The organism is Roseibium limicola (assembly GCF_017313085.1).
In the GTDB taxonomy this organism is placed as follows: Bacteria; Pseudomonadota; Alphaproteobacteria; order Rhizobiales; family Stappiaceae; genus Roseibium; species Roseibium limicola.
The window spans coordinates 307,086-324,249 of the sequence record NZ_JAFLNF010000001.1 but is presented as its reverse complement, the minus strand read 5'-3'; the positions used below and the strand labels follow the sequence as shown (position 1 = coordinate 324,249).

At 56.9% G+C, this 17,164-nt stretch carries 16 protein-coding genes; 12 read left to right on the top strand and 4 right to left on the bottom strand.

Annotated features, from left to right (window positions below; genetic code table 11):
• The first annotated feature begins 201 nt into the window (after positions 1-201).
• From J0X15_RS01420 to J0X15_RS01380, 9 genes are all read left to right on the top strand, one after another.
• Positions 202-1,980 (top strand): ABC transporter ATP-binding protein, encoded by a 1,779-nt coding sequence (locus tag J0X15_RS01420; protein ID WP_206937625.1) that lies wholly within the window; start codon positions 202-204, stop codon positions 1,978-1,980.
• Between the two features lie 109 nt (positions 1,981-2,089).
• Positions 2,090-2,497 (top strand): DUF2177 family protein, encoded by a 408-nt coding sequence (locus tag J0X15_RS01415; RefSeq protein ID WP_206937623.1) that lies wholly within the window; start codon positions 2,090-2,092, stop codon positions 2,495-2,497.
• A gap of 476 nt (positions 2,498-2,973) precedes the next feature.
• Positions 2,974-3,432 carry a hypothetical protein gene (locus J0X15_RS01410; RefSeq protein ID WP_206937622.1) on the top strand — a complete coding sequence of 153 codons (459 nt, stop codon included), beginning with the start codon at positions 2,974-2,976 and terminating at the stop codon, positions 3,430-3,432.
• Entirely contained in the window at positions 3,425-5,266 is a 1,842-nt protein-coding gene (locus J0X15_RS01405) for an ABC transporter ATP-binding protein (RefSeq protein ID WP_206937620.1), read from the top strand. The genes J0X15_RS01410 and J0X15_RS01405 overlap by 8 nt, the downstream gene beginning before the upstream one ends.
• Positions 5,267-5,624: 358 nt before the next feature.
• A complete protein-coding gene (petA, locus tag J0X15_RS01400) occupies positions 5,625-6,185 on the top strand; it encodes a ubiquinol-cytochrome c reductase iron-sulfur subunit (protein WP_206937619.1) in 561 nt (186 codons plus the stop codon).
• 24 nt (positions 6,186-6,209) lie between these two features.
• Positions 6,210-7,475: a cytochrome b gene (locus tag J0X15_RS01395; protein ID WP_206937617.1), complete on the top strand. Its 1,266-nt coding sequence runs from the start codon at positions 6,210-6,212 to the stop codon at positions 7,473-7,475.
• 30 nt (positions 7,476-7,505) lie between these two features.
• Positions 7,506-8,345, top strand: coding sequence for a cytochrome c1 (locus tag J0X15_RS01390; RefSeq protein WP_206937615.1), 840 nt, complete (start codon positions 7,506-7,508; stop codon positions 8,343-8,345).
• 244 nt (positions 8,346-8,589) lie between these two features.
• Complete coding sequence (locus J0X15_RS01385) at positions 8,590-9,138, top strand: adenine phosphoribosyltransferase (protein WP_206937614.1); 549 nt, start codon at positions 8,590-8,592, stop codon at positions 9,136-9,138.
• Positions 9,139-9,285: 147 nt separating this feature from the next.
• A complete protein-coding gene (locus J0X15_RS01380; protein WP_206937612.1) occupies positions 9,286-9,765 on the top strand; it encodes a GNAT family N-acetyltransferase in 480 nt (159 codons plus the stop codon).
• An 87-nt stretch (positions 9,766-9,852) separates the two neighbouring features.
• Here the strand turns inward: J0X15_RS01380 and J0X15_RS01375 are convergent, their stop codons facing one another.
• From J0X15_RS01375 to J0X15_RS01365, 3 genes are all read right to left on the bottom strand, one after another.
• Positions 9,853-10,764, bottom strand: coding sequence for an NAD(P)-dependent oxidoreductase (locus J0X15_RS01375; RefSeq protein ID WP_206937610.1), 912 nt, complete (start codon positions 10,762-10,764; stop codon positions 9,853-9,855).
• 45 nt (positions 10,765-10,809) lie between these two features.
• Positions 10,810-11,724, bottom strand: coding sequence for an NAD-dependent epimerase/dehydratase family protein (locus J0X15_RS01370; protein ID WP_206937608.1), 915 nt, complete (start codon positions 11,722-11,724; stop codon positions 10,810-10,812).
• A gap of 106 nt (positions 11,725-11,830) precedes the next feature.
• Positions 11,831-13,606 carry an SLC13 family permease gene (locus J0X15_RS01365; RefSeq protein WP_206937604.1) on the bottom strand — a complete coding sequence of 592 codons (1,776 nt, stop codon included), beginning with the start codon at positions 13,604-13,606 and terminating at the stop codon, positions 11,831-11,833.
• 301 nt (positions 13,607-13,907) lie between these two features.
• Between J0X15_RS01365 and J0X15_RS01360 the strand changes: the two genes are divergently transcribed.
• Positions 13,908-14,438, top strand: a complete 531-nt coding sequence (locus tag J0X15_RS01360) for a PilZ domain-containing protein (RefSeq protein WP_206937603.1) — start codon at positions 13,908-13,910, stop codon at positions 14,436-14,438.
• A 79-nt stretch (positions 14,439-14,517) separates the two neighbouring features.
• Here the strand turns inward: J0X15_RS01360 and J0X15_RS01355 are convergent, their stop codons facing one another.
• Entirely contained in the window at positions 14,518-15,198 is a 681-nt protein-coding gene (locus J0X15_RS01355) for a fumarylacetoacetate hydrolase family protein (protein WP_206937601.1), read from the bottom strand.
• A gap of 178 nt (positions 15,199-15,376) precedes the next feature.
• On the opposite strand from J0X15_RS01355, the gene J0X15_RS01350 reads away from it, so the two are divergent.
• Both J0X15_RS01350 and J0X15_RS01345 read left to right on the top strand, forming a co-directional pair.
• Entirely contained in the window at positions 15,377-16,066 is a 690-nt protein-coding gene (locus J0X15_RS01350) for a FadR/GntR family transcriptional regulator (RefSeq protein ID WP_206937600.1), read from the top strand.
• 95 nt (positions 16,067-16,161) lie between these two features.
• Positions 16,162-17,133 (top strand): ABC transporter substrate-binding protein, encoded by a 972-nt coding sequence (locus tag J0X15_RS01345; protein WP_206937598.1) that lies wholly within the window; start codon positions 16,162-16,164, stop codon positions 17,131-17,133.
• Positions 17,134-17,164 lie beyond the last annotated feature (31 nt).

Sequence of the window (17,164 nt, the reverse complement as noted above, 5' to 3'; positions counted from 1 at the left end):
TTGAAAGCAAGGTACTGCCAGGCCGCGCTGCAAATCGCGCCTGCAGAGCTCAGCAAGTTTGCCGGTTGGTGATATAGGCCGGATTGGTAGTCAGGAGTTCCTTCCCCCGTGCGTTTGCCTCTCCCGTTTCGCTGGTTCGAAAACTGGCTGGACCCTTTCCGGAGCCCAGAGACCCAGCCGGTTAGAGCCGGCGTGTTTTCGATGCTATATTATTTTATCACTCAGGCGCGCTGGGCTTTTGTTCTGATGTTGGTCCTGGGTGGTGTGACCGCTGCAGTGGAAACCTCGCTTTACGTGTTCCTGGGATGGATCGTCGATCTGATCGCAACGGCGGACCGCGAGGGCTTTTTTGTCACGCATTGGAGGCTGTTGGCGGGGATGGCCTTTGTCATCATTGTGTTGCGCACTCTGGCAACGTCGCTGACAGCCCTGGTGGAAGAGCAGACAGCCGTGCCGCATTTCATAAACCTGGTGCGCTGGCAGTCCCATCAACAGGTCATGCGCCAGAGTATCAGCTATTTCCAGAATGACTTTTCCGGGAGACTGGCCCAAAAGGTGACCCAAAGCGGGATGGCGGCGAATGAATTCATGGTCAACCTGCTGCAGACAGTCTGGTTCATCCTGATTTATGCCTTGAGTGCCCTGGTGCTGTTGGGGCAATTGGATGTCGGAATTGCGGTTCTGGTCGCTGCCTGGCTGGTAACGGTTTCAGCGATTGCCTGGTATTTTGTACCGCGAGTACGTTTGGCGGCAAAAGCCACGGCGAATGCGGCTTCAGGCGTTTCCGGGCATCTCGTCGACACCTACACAAATATTCAATCCGTGAAGCTGTTCGGGTCGCGTCGAGGCGAAGACAGCGGGGCGCGGGCGGCCTTTGAGAACAGTATCGGCAAGACACGTGTTTTCACCCGGCTCCTGACCTCGGTGCGCAGTCTGATGAGTTTTGTCAGCGGCACAATGATGGTGCTGATCGGTGGAAGCGCGCTGTATTATTGGCAGGCAGGCGCCCTGACGACTGGCGATGTGGCTTTCACGCTCGGGCTCGTCTTTCGGCTGGCAATGTTGCTCAACCGCTTGCTGGGACAGCTGAATGGTTTGTTCCGCAATATAGGCACGTTTCAGGACAGCATGGAGACAGTGATCAAGCCGATCGCGGTTCAGGACCAGCCGGGAGCGCCTGAGCTCAAGGTGGCAACGGGCGCGATCTCCTTCGGCAATGTCGGCTTTCACTATGGCAAGAAGGGTGGCGTGATCGATGACCTAAGTCTCGAGATTGCTCCGGGCGAACGCATCGGTCTGATCGGGCCGTCGGGAGCCGGGAAGTCGACGCTGGTCAATCTGTTGCTGCGTTTCTACGACGTGGAGCACGGCCGAATTAAAATCGATGGCGTCGATATTCGTGAAGTGACGCAGGAAAGTCTGCGCCGCCAGATCGGCATGGTCACCCAAGATACCTCACTGATGCATCGCTCAATTCGCGAGAATATCGGATATGGCCGTCCAGGAGCGAGTGAGGAGGAAATCGTAGAGGCGGCTCGGAGAACCCAGGCACTTCGCTTCATTGAGGGGCTGGAGGATGTTCAGGGCCGCAAAGCGCTCGAGGCGAAGGTTGGAGAGCGGGGTGTTAAACTCTCTGGGGGGCAGCGTCAGCGGATTGCCATTGCCCGGGTGCTTTTGAAAAATGCGCCGGTTCTTGTGCTGGATGAGGCGACTTCGGCTCTGGATTCGGAAGTTGAGGCGGTGATCCAGGAGAACCTGCTTGAGCTGATGGAGGGCAAGACGGTCATTGCCATCGCCCATCGGCTTTCAACCATTTCCCGCCTTGACCGGTTGGTCGTGATGGAGGACGGGCGTATTGTTCAGACTGGCACTCATGATGAGCTCTTGCAGCAGGCGGGCAGCCTTTATGCACGGCTTTGGCAGCGCCAGTCGGGCGGGTTTCTGGCGGTTGATCAGATGACCGGTGGTCCTGGCGGCTAGAATGGGCGACTGCCAAATGCGGTGATCTGTCTTTGGGCCGATTCCGTAGAGTGGTAAATGCCACCATGACGCCTGACATATCTGGGTGTCGACGGATCCGAGGTCCAGTATGCTGCAATATGTCATCGCCTATATAGTGACCGCGGTCATTTTTTTCGCAATTGACTTTGTATGGCTTGGAAAAGTGGCCACCAATTTCTATTCCTCCAACATCGGCCATCTGATGCTGGACAAGCCCAACTTCGTTGCAGCGGGCGGATTTTACGCACTCTATATCGTTGGCATTCTGGTCTTCGCAGTTGTCCCGGCACTGCGCAGTGGCACGATCAGCACTGCCCTGATCTATGGTGCTCTCTTCGGTTTCTTCGCCTATGCGACCTATGACATGACGAACTACGCGACCCTGCGCGGGTGGCCTGTGGTCGTTGTGGTGGTGGATGTAATCTGGGGAACGATGCTGACGTGTGTGGCGGCAGGTCTTGGGACTATTGTGACCCGCGCTGTGACCAGCCATTAGAACTCTGAGCGATCAATGAGATAGGACCAATACGCGCAGATTACCGCTGTGATGTGCTGGCCTCAGGAGTGTGGCTGAATTGTCACGCGACGGGGAGAGGGGCATTTTGCAGGAAATCAAATCTTGCGCGCGCTGCGGCATTCTGTAGCATCCCTCTATTCGCTGATCTCCAGCGATGTCCGCGCATCGGATTGGTGTGCGGTTGGGCAGTCACCATGGAGCGCTCGCTCCAGAACCTGAGAGGAGAGTTTGAATGCATACGACAATCGCGATGTATCACCGTGGCTCTTCTCTCCGCGCACCAGATTGCGTGCTGACCGGCTTCTCTCGCCAGTCCTGACTGAGTCCTTTTCCTATCTGCACTTATTTCGTAGGCACTCGTTAAGCTCGTAGGCAGTCCGCGCATTGCCACAGCTGCGTCTGAATCCCGGGCGTCTCGAGGCCGTAAATTTCTTGCCTTATACGGAGGCAGTGCCATGTCGGCGCACTATCCTTTTGATCCGTTTGCCCTGAGCGAGCGGCCAGATATCCCATTTCCGCCGAGCAAAGTTCGGCGCGATAAAGTTACTTATTCCAAGGCGCAACGTCTGCGTCGTGCGGGTGTCACCGTTCTGGGTTCCATTGCTGCGGCCCTGGGGGTGGGGATACTGATCTTTATCCCCGTGCTGGTGTCAGAGTTTGCCCGGATTGAAACTCTCACCATTGAAGGTCGCGAGCAGTCTGCGACAGAGTTTGCCGCCAGCCTTGAAGCATTGTTCATGGGCAGCTTGATTATTGGAGCTGCACTGGTCAGTTTCCTGGCGGCTGCTGCGGTGGCCGGTCGCGATATGGACGTTGTGCTGCATCATTGGACCTATGGAAATCGCAGTCCTGACAGGTTTGCGCTTGGCGAGCCATCGCATCACGAGACGCTGGAGAAGGTGAGACATGTTTGAACGTTTCGAGAAGCTGATGGATCCCTTCGAGGAAACACCGCTTGAAGTGCCGCCGTCGGGCTTTGCGGCGTTCTGCTGGTACTACACAAAACCGGTCTGGCCGATCCTTGCTGGCGTTGCTTGCCTGGGCGCCATCATTGCCGTGCTTGAGGTCTATATCTTCACGTTCATCGGCGATCTGGTGACCTGGCTGGAGGGGGCGGACAAAGCGACCTTCCTGGAGGAGAACTGGCCGCAGCTGCTTGGCATGTCACTTGTGCTGTTGATCTTGCGGCCGGCAGTCGAAGTGCTTTGGCAGTTGCTCTTTCATCAGGGGTTGATGGGAACTTTTCCAATGTCGGTGCGCTATCGGGCGCACCGGTATCTCCTGCGTCAGAGCGTGTCATTCTATCAGGATGATTTCGCCGGGCGGATTGCCAACAAGCTGATGCAGACCTCTCTCGCGGTGCGAGAGGTGGTGAGCAAGTTCGCCGATATCCTGGTGTATGTCTGCGTTTACTTTACTGCGGCGGTGATCGTCGTGACTCGGGCAGATTTGTGGCTTGGGGTTGCGTTCATGGGGTGGTTTGCTGCCTATCTTGTGACCCTTCGCTACTTCATTCCGAAGTTGCGTGTGATCTCCAAGGATCAGGCGGACGCCCGTTCTTTGATGACCGGGCATGTGGTGGATGCCTATACGAACATCACCACGGTGAAGCTTTTCGCGCATACCGCGCGCGAGGAGGATTATGCCAAGTCGTCCATGGACCGTTTTCTACAGACTGTCTTTGGGCAAATGCGTTTGGTGACCAAGCTGAATATCGTTCTGGTGGCAATCAACATGGCCTTGCTGTTCGGCACAGGGGCCTTGTCTATCGCCTTGTGGCATCAGGATGCGGTCGGTACCGGACAGATTGCCATTGCGATTGCGTTGGTCCTGCGTCTGCAGGGCATGTCGCACTGGATCTTGTGGGAGCTGGCGGGACTGTTTGAGAATATCGGAACTGTCCAGGACGGCATCGGTACGATTGCGCGGGAACGTGAAGTGCAGGACCAGCCGGCCGCAGAGGACTTGATCGTGTCCAATGGGGAAGTCGCCTTTGAGGGCATTCGTTTCCACTATGGCAAGAGCAGTGGGGTGATCGATAATCTCAGCCTGAAGATCCGTCCGGGGGAAAAGATTGGCCTGATCGGGCGCTCAGGTGCGGGCAAGTCGACCTTGGTCAACCTGCTTTTGCGTTTTTATGATCTGGAAGGGGGGCAGATTACGATCGACGGTCAGGTGATTTCGCAGGTCAAACAGGACTTGATTCGCCAGAATGTTGGTGTGGTCACCCAGGACACGTCGTTGCTGCATCGCTCTATTTTCGAAAACGTGGCCTATGGCAAGCCCGATGCCACACGCGAAGAGGTGGTTGTGGCCCTCAAGCGGGCGCATGCCTGGGACTTTGTCGAAGGCCTGAGCGATCAGGTCGGGCGCATCGGGCTGGAGGCGCATGTTGGTGAAAGAGGTGTCAAGCTTTCCGGCGGTCAGCGTCAGCGTATCGCCATTGCCCGAGTGCTTTTGAAGGATGCGCCAATTCTCGTGCTGGACGAGGCTACCTCGGCACTGGACTCGGAGGTGGAATCGGCCATTCAGGAAAGTCTGTTCGAGTTGATGAAGGGCAAAACGGTCATCGCCATTGCGCATCGGTTGTCGACCATCTCGGCGATGGATCGGTTGATCGTTCTCGATAAGGGGCGAATCATTGAGGAAGGCAGTCACGAGGAGCTTCTGGGCCGTGGCGAACTTTACGCACAGCTGTGGAGTCATCAGTCAGGTGGATTCCTCGATTCATCGCTAAAACACCCCTAAAGGCGCAAGAGTCGAGCGGCGCGGCCAGTAAAAAGTGTCGCGCCGCTGCCACCAGCTGGGGCAAATCAAACTTTCGCGAAATTGCTGACTTGCGTTCCGAGGGGAAAAAAGGGCAGAAACAAGACGAGTGGCTGTCTTTTTCACACGACTGAGGAGTCGTGCCCGTCTGGCTTTGTAGACGAGCGTAGGCAGGTGAGAGGAAAAACGAGCTGCTTTCAAGCCGGTGCGGGAAGATGCCGCACCTGGTGACCGTTGAGACCTGCATGGTTCTGCACGATCATTCCGGCGAAGCTGGAATGGTCCGCCGAGCGATGGCGGGCTTTCGGTACGGGTTAACAGGTTTCGAGAGGACGCGACCTTGGCACATACGGATACGGCGGAACCCACTCGCCGCGAATTCCTCTATATAGCGACCGGCGCCGCCGGCGTCGTGGGCGCAGGCGCGCTGGCATGGCCCTTTATTGATCAGATGAACCCGGATGCCTCTGCTTTGGCTTTGGCGTCCATCGAGGTCGATGTGGCTGCTGTCGAAGAGGGACAGTCGATTACCGTGCAGTGGCGCGGTAAGCCGGTTTTCATCCGCTATCGTAATGCGGATGAAATCGAGTCGGCAAACAGTGTGCCTATCGGAGATCTTCCCGATCCCGAGGCACGAAATTCCAATCTTCCAGAAGGCGCAGAAGCGACCGACGTGAACCGATCTGCCGAAGGCAAAGAGCCTTGGCTGGTGATGGTTGGCATCTGTACCCACCTTGGTTGTGTGCCGCTTGGCGAAAGTGGCGACTTCGGTGGTTGGTTTTGCCCATGTCATGGCTCGCACTATGACACTGCTGGCCGTATCCGAAAGGGTCCGGCACCGGAGAATCTGCTCATCCCGCCGTTTGAGTTCGTGTCTGACACGACGATCAAAATCGGCTGACGGCAGGACTGAGAGGAGACAGCCATGGCTGGACATTCAACTTACGTACCGCAGAGCGCTGGAGCCAAGTGGCTTGAGAGCCGCCTGCCGGTCATTTCCCTTATTCGCGGATCCTTCGTGGATTTCCCGACCCCGAAGAACCTGAACTACTGGTGGACCTTCGGCGGCATTCTCGCTGTCATGCTGGTGGCGCAGATCCTAACCGGGGTGGTGCTGGTGATGCACTACACGCCGAGCACTGCAGCGGCTTTCGATAGCGTTGAGCACATCATGCGTGATGTGAACTTCGGCTGGATGTTGCGCTATCTGCATGCCAACGGAGCGTCGATGTTCTTCATCGCCGTCTACATCCATATCTTCCGCGGGATGTACTATGGCTCCTACAAGGCTCCGCGCGAAATCTCGTGGATCCTCGGCGTGATCATCTTCCTGATCATGATGGGAACTGCCTTCATGGGCTACGTTCTGCCTTGGGGTCAGATGTCCTTCTGGGGCGCCACCGTGATCACCAACCTGTTCTCCGCCATTCCGCTGGTGGGCGAAGCTATCCGCACCTGGTTGTGGGGTGGTTTTGCGGTCGACAATCCGACGCTGAACCGGTTCTTCTCGCTGCATTATCTGCTGCCGTTCATGCTCGTCGGCATTGTTATCCTGCATGTGTGGGCATTCCACACCACGGGTAATAACAACCCGACCGGTGTGCAGCCGAAGTCCAAGCAGGATACGGTTCCGTTCCACCCATATTATACGATCAAGGACCTGTTCGCGATTATCGTGTTCATGATCCTGTTCTCCTGGTTCGCTTTCTACGCGCCGAACTACATGGGCCATCCGGATAACTACATCGAGGCAAACCCGATGGTCACGCCGGCGCACATCGTGCCTGAATGGTACTTCCTGCCGTTCTACGCGATCCTGCGCGCAATCCCGGACAAGCTGGGTGGCGTTCTGGCCATGTTCGGTGCCATTGCGGTGCTGTTCATTCTGCCTTGGCTGGACACTTCAAAGGTTCGTTCGGGTTCTTACCGTCCGTTGTTCAAGCAGTTCTTCTGGCTCTTCGCCATTTGCGCTGTTGCTCTCGGATACCTGGGCGCAATGCCGGCGGAAGGCATCTACGTGATCCTGTCGCGTATCTTCACCGCCTACTACTTTGCGCACTTCCTGATCATCCTGCCCTTGCTTGGACTTCTGGAAAAACCGCTGCCGCTACCGGCTTCGATATCCGAAGCTGTCTTGAAAGGCGGATCGGGCAAGCCAGCCGGAGCGGTTGCCGCCCCGGAAATCAAGTGACCTCGAGCTGGATCAGGAGTTATTGAAAAGATGAGCACCATGATCAAAATGGTTCGGGTTCTTACAGCAGCAGCAGCCTTGGCTGTTGCTGCCCCGGCCTTCGCCGCTGGCGAAGGCCCGCATGTGGAGCGCCAGTCCTGGAGCTTCGCTGGACCCTTTGGCACCTTCGACCGTGCGCAGTTGCAACGCGGCTTCAAGATTTATCGTGAAGTCTGTTCTTCCTGTCATTCGCTGCGTCTGGTGAAATTCCGCAACCTGGCTGAAGAGGGTGGCCTCGGCTACTCCGAAGACCAGGTGAAGGCGATTGCCGCCGAGTACACGGTTGAAGATGGCCCGGATGATGCCGGTGACATGTTCGAACGTCCGGCTGTCTCCTCGGATGCATTCCCGTCACCGTTCCCGAACGAGAATGCTGCGCGTGCATCCAACGGTGGTGCCTATCCGCCTGATTTCTCGTTGCTGGCGAAGGCCCGTGCGGCACACCGTGGTTTTCCATGGTTCGTTTTCGACGCCTTCACGCAGTACCAGGAACTCGGCCCGGACTATATCTACGGTCTTCTGACCGGGTACGAAGAAGCGCCGGAAGGCGTGGAAGTGCCGGCTGGCAAGTACTACAACCCGCATTATCTCAGCGGAAACGCCATCGGCATGGCTCCGCCGCTCTCTGACGAGCTGGTGGAGTATGAAGACGGTACGCCAGAGACCCTTGAGCAATATTCCAAGGATGTTTCTGCGTTCATGATGTGGGCTGCAGAGCCGCACATGGAAGCCCGTAAAAAGATTGGCTTCCGCGTGATGGTCTTCCTGATCTTCTTTGCAGGTCTTCTGTATTTCACAAAGAAGAAGCTCTGGAAGAACGTGGAACATTAAGCCGATCTCCGGATCGGGGTGAAATGTGAAGAGGCCGCCGAAATCCGGCGGCCTTTTTGCGTTCTGCGGGCATGTGACCCTAGCCGCCAGGCCCGGGTTGCTCTCTGAACGAATGTGGCGGCCGCTTGCCAACTGTCCGATGTGATTGCAGCCCATGGCCTAAGCCGCTAAAGCAGATGCCATGAGAAAATTGCGCGTTATGGTCGTTTCAGGCCATTTCGCGCCAACGATAGAGAGCGAAGCCATGAGTGACAAAAGCATCCAGGACGAACTCAAGGACGCCATCCGCACCATCCCGGACTATCCGAAGGAAGGGATTCTTTTCCGCGACATCTCTACTCTGCTAGGCGATGCTCGGGCATTCCGCCGTGCGGTTGATGCTTTGGTGCAGCCGTGGGCAGGCTCCAAGGTGGATCAGATTGCCGGCATCGAGGCCCGTGGGTTCATTCTGGGCGGCGCTGTCGCACACCAGCTCTCCGGCGGTTTCGTGCCGATCCGAAAGAAGGGCAAGTTGCCGTATGAAACGGTCCGAATTGCCTATTCCCTGGAATACGGGATCGACGAGATGGAAATGCACAAGGATGCGATCAAGCCGGGGGACAAGGTAATCGTGGTGGATGACCTGATTGCGACCGGTGGCACGGCCGAGGCCGCTTGCAAGCTGTTGCAGTCTATGGGAGCGGACATTGTTGCCGCGTGTTTCATAGTCGATCTTCCGGAGCTCGGTGGGCGCTCCAAGCTGGAAGCTCTCAACGTGCCGGTTCGCACACTCGTCGCCTTTGACGGGCACTAATTCGATTAGGCACGTGTCTGGTCAGGGACGGTTAGGGCTGACCTATCTGACAACTTGCCGAACAAGGACAGCGCGGTATGCTGACGCGCTTGCATCGGCAGTTCCTTGGTATGTCCGGCGAGCCCAGTGGAGGAATTTGAAGATCTCATGAGCATTCTGATCAGAGCGCTGACGTCGGAAGACCGTTCCCTGATGTACTCGTTCCTGACGGAACGGTGGGCGGGTCCCGAAATTCTTCTGGGAGGAGAAACTGTCGATGCTTCCCAGTTGCCTGGCTTTATCGGCCTGAACAAGGACGAGATCGCGGGTCTTGTCACAGTGGTCAAGAGGGACGGGGAATGGGAAATCCTGACGCTCGATTCCGTCAGCCGTTGGGCGGGCACGGGCACCGAGCTTCTGGAGGCGCTTGTGGCCGATGCCCGCGAGGCCGGTATTACCCGGCTGACGGTGCGTCTTTCCAATGACAACCTCGATGCTTTCCGCTTCTATCAGCGTCGCGGTTTCCGCTTTGAAAAGATCGCGCAGGGCGTGATTGACGAAGAGCGTGAATTAAAGCCGGAGATCCCGACACGCGGAGAGTATGGCATTCCGCTGCATGACGAGATCCTGTTCGCTCGCGAGCTTTGATCGGTTCGGGTGGGCACAGCTTGGAAACGTAAAAAAAGGCCGGAAATCCGGCCTTTTTTGTTGTCTGCTCACCGTCAGAAAAGACGCCTAGTCGTTCTTGTCAGCAGATAGGGTGAGACCGCTTTGGGCGGCAACGAAATCCGCCAGCATCGGGACGTAGCGATCGCCTTCGCCGATGGCTTCCATTGCGGCGAAGTTGTTCTTGATGACCGCCTGCATGGGGTTCAGAGCACCGGCTGCATTGGCCATGCTTGACAGATAGCGCATGTCCTTGTGGGCATTGCTGATCGAGAACTTATGTGCGTTCTCATCCTGCTCCAGGGTCCACTTCATGAAAGTTTCGTAGAAGCCATTGGCCATCCGGCTTGGGGCAATCACGGCGTTCACCTGCTCCGGGCTCAAGCCGGATTTGCGGGCAATGGCCAAGGCTTCGGAATAGAGCGAGGCATAACCCATGGCGATGAAGTTGTTGATCAGCTTCATCTTGTGGCCCAGGCCGACTTCTCCCAGGTGATTGATTACCCCGGCCCAGCATTCCAGAACAGGCTTGATCCGGGCAAAGGTCTCTTCGTCCGCCCCGACCATTGTGTCGAGGGTGCCGAGTTCAGCTTCCTTCGGGGTGCGGGATAGGGGCGCATCCGCAAAGTGCATGCCTGCTTGCGAAAACTCCTGTGCCAGTTGAAGCGTGGAAACGGGATCCGATGTAGAGCAGTCGATCACTGTCAGTCCGGCCTTTCCCGAGGCGAGAATGCCTTCCGGGCCACGCACAAGAGCCTCAACCTGAGGCGTTCCCGTTACGCAAATATGCAGGATATCGCAGGCCTGTGCCAACTCTCTGGCCGACGCGGCTTCCTTCGCTCCAAGGGAGATCAGGTTCTCGACGGGCTTGCGGTTGCGGTGCCCCATGACAATGAGCGGATAGCCCTTCTCTACGATGTTCTTGGCCATGCCGTGGCCCATCAGTCCGACGCCGATGAAGCCGATCACAGGTTTGGTCATTGCGTTTTCTCCTCCCGAGTACGCGTTGGTCTGTTTGGTGCCCGTTCAGCCCTTCACGTATTTGCGCCAGTCGTGTTCTTCCTCAAAACCAAGGACGTCCTTGATCTTCTTGTTTGAAAACAGCGCCTCGTGTTCGCCCAACTCGCGCGACAGCGGCACATCGGGGAAAAAGCGCTTGAGGATTTCCGTGTTGGGAATGTTGACTGAGTTGGTGTCATTGCCAGCGTTGAAGATCTGGAAACCGAGACCGTCCTTCTCCAGGCATAGATCGACGATTTGGCCGAGGTCACGGGCATCAATGTAGCAGAAGATGTTACGGCGACGGACTTCCGGATTTTCGAAGAAGCTCGGGAACATGTCGTATTCGTGCGGCTCTATCACGTTGCCAATCCTGAGAGCGTAGATGTCAAAGCCGGAGCGCCTCTGGAAGGCGCGGGCGGTGACCTCGTTGCACACTTTGGAAAGCCCGTAGCTGTCCATCGGATCGACATCGTAATCCTCCTCGACCGGCAGGACTTTCGGGTCTGTCGTTCCATCTGAGAAGCAGACGCCATAGGTGGTTTCGGAAGACGCGATGATGATCTTCTTGATGCCGAGCTTCACGGCGGCTTCTATGACGTTGTAAGTGCCGACTGTGTTGACCTGGAAGGTCTTGTTATCCGGATTGATGAGGATGCGTGGCACGGCTGCGAAATGCACCACAGCGTCAAACGTCGGCACGCCTGTTCCCGGCTCCAATTCGTCAAAATTGGCGTAGCTGGTCATCACGTTGAACATCTCGCCCGACTGAGTGATGTCGGCAGTCAGATTGTCGACGCCAGGATGATCGAGAGGCGTCAGGTCGACATTGACGACCCGGTGGCCCTGCTCCAGCAGATAGGGCACCACATGACGACCGGCCTTGCCGCTACCGCCAGTAAAAAGAATGCGTTTGGGTGACTGCCGGATTTGGCCTGACATGAATCGGTTTCCTCCTTGATGAGCGTACATCATGCGTAATTCTGCGGAGATATCTACCTGCGTTGCCTCGTTCGGACGCGAAAGTGTTTAGCCCTGTGGACCGTGCTCAAAGCGGCCAGACGACAAGGATGGCTGGAATGGAAAGGGTCAGAACCAAAAGTTCCAGTGGCAGCCCCATTCGCCAGTAGTCGCCGAATCGATAGCCTCCCGGCCCCATGATGATGGTGTTGTTCTTGTGGCCGATTGGCGTGAGGAAGGCGCAGGAGGCGGCAACGGCGACACCCATCAGGAAGGCGTCGGGGTTCACATTCAATGCGGTAGCGACCTGCACGGCGATTGGTGCCGCGATAAGACATGTTGCGACGTTGTTAAGGAAGTCCGAGAGGGTCATCGTCACGACCATGAGAGCTGCAAGCGCGACCCAGCTGGGCATGCCATCGGTTGCCTGCACAATGGAGTTGGCCACAAGCTGGGCGCTGCCTGACTGCTCAAAGGCGAGCCCCAGAGGAATGAGAGAGCCAAGCAAGACGATCACCTTCCACTCGACCGCTTCATAGACCTCACGACCGCTTACCAGCTTCGACAGGGCGAAGACGCCGACACAGATGGCCAGCGCGAGCTCCAGGTGCATCCAGCCCATTATCGAAGCTGCAATCGCCGCCGCGAAGCTGCCGATGGCCAGGAAGGCCTTGTTACGTTGAAGAACATCAGTGGTGCGGCCCTCGAGCGGCAGAACGCCAAGCCATGTGATGGCGGAAGCGAGCCGTTCGGATGGCCCCAGAAGCAGAAGTACGTCACCGGGCAGGATGGGCATATGCCGCACCCGGCTGTGCAACGTGCGGCCCTGACGTGAGATACCGAGGAGCGTCACGCCATGACCGTAGAGCAGGGACAGGTCGAGCGCGCTCTGGTGCGCAATTCGGGCACTGTCGGGGACAATGGCCTCCTGCAGGGACAAGCTGTTGCCTGTCAAGCCCGCCTTGTGCTGCTCAGAACCGGCAAAATCAAGCTTTGCTGCGCCCATGAAAGCTTCGATGCCTTTCGGGTTGCCTTCGACCACGAGATAATCTCCGGGCTGAAGGACCTCGCGGCGGGCGAAGCCGCGCAGACGGCGCCCATGCCGGATGACACCCAGGATATTGAGGTCATTCTCGTCGGCTGCAGGATAAAGATCCTGCACCGTGATGTCGCCTTCACTTGCAGCTTCGCCAACCTTGAGTTCGGCCAAATAGAGGCTGTCTGACTTTTCCAAGGTTTCCGGTGCTGTGTGCAAACGGCTCGGCAACAGGCGCCAGCCGATGAATGTCAGATAGAGAAGGCCTGCCGCGCAAACGATCAAGCCGACTGGCGCAAAGTCGAACATCGAAAACGACTCACCAAGCGAACTCTGACGATATTGGGCTATGACGATGTTGGGGGGCGTACCAATCATGGTGATCATGCCGCCAAGAATCGTTGCAAATGACAGCGGCATCAGGCTGACACCCGGCGCACGACCGTTCTTCTTTGAGGCCTCCAGATCCAGAGGGAGCAAGAGGGCTAATGCGGCGACATTGTTGATGACGGCGGAAAGTGCTGCGCCGAAGAGACCAAGAGCGCCAAGATGTAGTGACAGGCGTCCGGAAAAGGCCAGCAGATACTTAGCTGCAAATTCCACTGCGCCGGAGTTCATCAAGCCGCGTGAGACAATCAGCACCAATGCAATGATGATGACCGCCGGATTGGAAAAGCCGGAGAACATCTCCTCCTCGGGAACGAGGCCGAGCAATGCCGCCACGATGAGAGCGGCAAAGGCAACGAGGTCGAAACGTATGCGTCCCCAGACAAGGAGAGCGAATACCGTGCCAAAGAGGCTGAAAAGAGCAATCTGGTCGAATGTCACGGTGTGCCGAACTCCGGATGGGAAGAAGTTGAGGGGGAAGAAATGCGTTTGCGAGGCGATAAGGCACGGCGCTTCAGAGAAACATAGCGCCGTTGTCTGGTGTTGAGGAAGTTAGCCCCTTGTGTGAATTCTCTAATGGCCGTTTCGTTCCCGCTCCATCTCTTGCCGATTAGAGCGTGGTCAGCGAATGTCGTCCGTTGCAGGCTTCGATCTCGGTAAAAATGCGGATGCGACGTAAGGTAATTTTCATCCTCTCCCGTATAGGGTGCGGGATGAGATTATCTGAACCGATGGCGAGACGATGAGGCAAGCGAAAATTGCAGAGCCGATTGAGGCAGGCGCTTTGTCCGTACTTGCGATGGACCTCGACACGCTGAAGTGTGTCGAGACGACTGCGGAGAATTTCTCCGACTGGGGATGCCGGCTCTCGGGAATTGGGCTCGGTGTTCTCAATCGGAATATTGCGGTCAAGCTTGAGGGCGCGGACGAGTTTCAGAAGGGCAAGGTGACCGGGCGCAAGCACGGGTATATCACCGTTATCTTCCGCAAGGATGTTCATCCTCAACATGAAAAGCGTGCTGAGCGGCGATATGCGGTGACGGCAACCGCGACAGTTTGCGATCTGTCGCGGACATTGAGCCTGAAGTGCGTCATCACGGATGCAAGTCGCTCAGGTTGCCGTATTGAGGGGGAGGGGCTCGAGGCGCTGCCGGAGGAGGTTCTCGTCTACGTGGACAGTTTCGAGCGACCGGTGCGTGGCAATGTGGTCTGGACACAAGGGTCGAGTGCCGGCTTGCGCCTGTTCTGGGATGGCGCCAAGGCGTTCATCTGAAGGCAATTGCCCGACGCGCAGGATCGTAACAAAAAGGGCAGCGTTTTCGCTGCCCCTTTGGTTTCAGATCGTCGGCCACTCAGGTGACATTGACGACAAGTGGCGGGAAACCGTCAATCTGAACTTCCATCTTGTCGCCGCGGGAAACCGGGCCTACGCCGGAGGGCGTGCCGGAGAGGATGACGTCGCCAGCGGCCAGTTCGAAGTAATCCGAGAGATAGGAGATCATCTCCTGTACCTTCCAGATCATCTGGTTCATGTCGCCTTCCTGACGCAGCTCGCCGTTGACGTTTAGCGCGATGCGACCGTGATCCGGATGGCCAATCTTGTCGACTGGTAAAAGCGGGCCGGTGGGCGCTGAGCGTTCAAAGGCTTTGCCGATCTCCCACGGACGACCCATCTTCTTGGCGATGCCCTGCAGGTCGCGGCGGGTCATGTCGAGGCATGCGGCGTAGCCATAGACATGGTCCAGGGCGCTCTCGACCGGAATGTTGGTGCCGCCGGATTTCAAGGCGACCAGCAATTCAACTTCGTGATGAACGTCCTCGGATTTTTCCGGATAGGGAAACTCACCGGACTGATCCAGGTTGTCAGGGTTCTTCTGGAAGAAAAACGGCGGGTCACGATCCGGGTCATGACCCATTTCAATTGCATGCGCGGCATAGTTCCGACCGATGCAATAGACACGACGGACCGGGAAGGTGCCGCCCTCGTCGATCACATTCAATTCTGGAATCTTTGGGCTTTCAATTACGTTCATTACAGACGTCTCCCCCTGTCCTTTTATACGAGTTGTCAGGTGCTCTTGCACTCTAGTCAGTTATAAACCAATCGCAACCAATTTTTTAAAATGAGCAGATTTTGCCATTTTCTGATTATTATTTGCAATTGATCGACTCATATGCCTAACATTGGTCAACCAATAGAGGAAATTGCTTGTGCTAACCCGACCGGAACAGTCAGATCGAGAAGAAGCGATCACCGCGCTCAGGGACTTTATTGTCGAAAGAAGCTTCAAGCCGGGCGATCGCTTGCCTGCGGAACGGGAGCTGATTGTCGACCTTGGCATGACGCGGACAACCCTGCGAAAGGCACTCGATAGTCTGGAGCGGGAAGGGGCGATCTGGCGCCATGTAGGAAAGGGGACGTTTGTCGCTTCTCAGGCTGGTGCGGAAGGGCCTGACAGCTTTTCCGGTCTCGCGCAGCAGGTGTCGCCGGTCAAGATGATCCGCGCACGACTTTCGATTGAGCCGGCTCTTGCGGGCGAGGCGGCCTTCAACGCGTCTCGCGAAGCAATCATTCGTATTCGCACGGCGATGGAGCGCTCTGAAGCAGCGGAAACCTGGGAGGACTATGAAACTCAGGATGATCTGTTTCACAGGGCCATTGCCGAAGCCGCCGATAATATTCTGCTGCTGTCCTTGTTTGATCAACTGAACCGGGTACGTCGGGCCGTCGCCATTTCGAATGTCGTTAGGTCTTCGGTCCGTCCTGCGCGTGATCACACGAGTTTTGCCGAACATATCGCAATTGCAGAGGCGATTGAGGCTCACAATTCAAAAGCTGCCTATGACGCCATGCGCCGCCACATCGGCTCGGTGTCTGCGCGGCTTTTCGGGGAGGACTGACTTCCCGACCAGTTTTGGAAAGAGCCGAAAGAGCGAAAAGCCGAGGCCTTTCTGAAAGCCCGCGGGTGGCTGCACCCGCAACATGGGAGGAAACTATGACGAGCTTGCTTAAACGACTCGGCCTTGCGCTGGGAACCCTTACGCTTGCCTGCGGCCTGGGGACGGCCTCGCAGGCCGCGAAGATTAATATTGCACTTGCTGAAACGCCATCTGCTGAAATGGCGGCCTTCTTCGTAGCTCTGGACCGAGCCAAGGAGCAGGGTCTGGACTACGAATGGACAGCCTTTTCCGATGAAGAACTGGCAATCCAGGCCGTGTTAAGCGGTCAGATGGATATCGGTTTCGGCACGCCCTATGCGGCCATGCAGCGCTCCAAGGCACCGCTGCGCATCATCTTCCAGCTTTCCAAATTGAAGTTCTTTCCGGTCACTTCCAAGAAGTACGAGGCACTTGAGGACCTGAATGGAGAACCGATCATGCTGCACTCACGTGGCGGCGGAACGGATTCCATTGCCAACGTCATCGAGGACAAGGTCGGCATCACTTTCGGCGACCGCTCTTATGTGCCGGGATCGTCGAACCGGATCGTTGCCCTGATGGCTGGCCAGACGGACGCCACGATTGTCGATCTGTCGAACAAGAACAAGCTGATGAAGCAGGCGGGCGACCGTTTCAATGTTCTGCCGATGTTCGAAGTCGATGCGAGCGACGAGGCGCTGTTCGCCAATCTCAACTGGATCCAGGAGAACGAGAAGGAAGTTCAGATCTTCGTAGATGCGCTGTCCAGCGTCTGGCGGGACATGAGCGAGGATCCGACGATCATTGCCAAGGAGGTCGACCCTGAAGGGCCGATTGGCCAGCTACCGCCTGAAATCCTCGGAGATCTGGATGCCTTCTATGCCGATGCTGTCGCTGGTGGTCTCTATGACCCCAATGGTGGTGGGCGCAAGGCAGCTCAGGCTGACATGGAATGGTATTCACAAGCCGGACAGCTGGAGGGCGATCCCGCTTCCTTGAATATCGAAGATTTCTGGTACCTCGCGCCGCTTGACGCAGCGGCCCAGTAAACCTCACCGCCGGGGGCGCGTTGCCCCCGGC

Bases quoted from the DNA above. Each gene is read 5' to 3' on its own strand.
- J0X15_RS01390 (WP_206937615.1), top strand. From the start codon at position 7,506: ATGAGCACCATGATCAAAATGGTTCGGGTTCTTACAGCAGCAGCAGCC.
- J0X15_RS01360 (WP_206937603.1), top strand. From the start codon at position 13,908: ATGAGGCAAGCGAAAATTGCAGAGCCGATTGAGGCAGGCGCTTTGTCC.
- J0X15_RS01410 (WP_206937622.1), top strand. From the start codon at position 2,974: ATGTCGGCGCACTATCCTTTTGATCCGTTTGCCCTGAGCGAGCGGCCA.
- J0X15_RS01380 (WP_206937612.1), top strand. From the start codon at position 9,286: ATGAGCATTCTGATCAGAGCGCTGACGTCGGAAGACCGTTCCCTGATG.
- J0X15_RS01405 (WP_206937620.1), top strand. From the start codon at position 3,425: ATGTTTGAACGTTTCGAGAAGCTGATGGATCCCTTCGAGGAAACACCG.
- J0X15_RS01375 (WP_206937610.1), bottom strand. From the start codon at position 10,764: ATGACCAAACCTGTGATCGGCTTCATCGGCGTCGGACTGATGGGCCAC.
- J0X15_RS01385 (WP_206937614.1), top strand. From the start codon at position 8,590: ATGAGTGACAAAAGCATCCAGGACGAACTCAAGGACGCCATCCGCACC.
- J0X15_RS01420 (WP_206937625.1), top strand. From the start codon at position 202: ATGCTATATTATTTTATCACTCAGGCGCGCTGGGCTTTTGTTCTGATG.
- J0X15_RS01415 (WP_206937623.1), top strand. From the start codon at position 2,090: ATGCTGCAATATGTCATCGCCTATATAGTGACCGCGGTCATTTTTTTC.
- J0X15_RS01355 (WP_206937601.1), bottom strand. From the start codon at position 15,198: ATGAACGTAATTGAAAGCCCAAAGATTCCAGAATTGAATGTGATCGAC.
- J0X15_RS01345 (WP_206937598.1), top strand. From the start codon at position 16,162: ATGACGAGCTTGCTTAAACGACTCGGCCTTGCGCTGGGAACCCTTACG.
- J0X15_RS01370 (WP_206937608.1), bottom strand. From the start codon at position 11,724: ATGTCAGGCCAAATCCGGCAGTCACCCAAACGCATTCTTTTTACTGGC.
- J0X15_RS01395 (WP_206937617.1), top strand. From the start codon at position 6,210: ATGGCTGGACATTCAACTTACGTACCGCAGAGCGCTGGAGCCAAGTGG.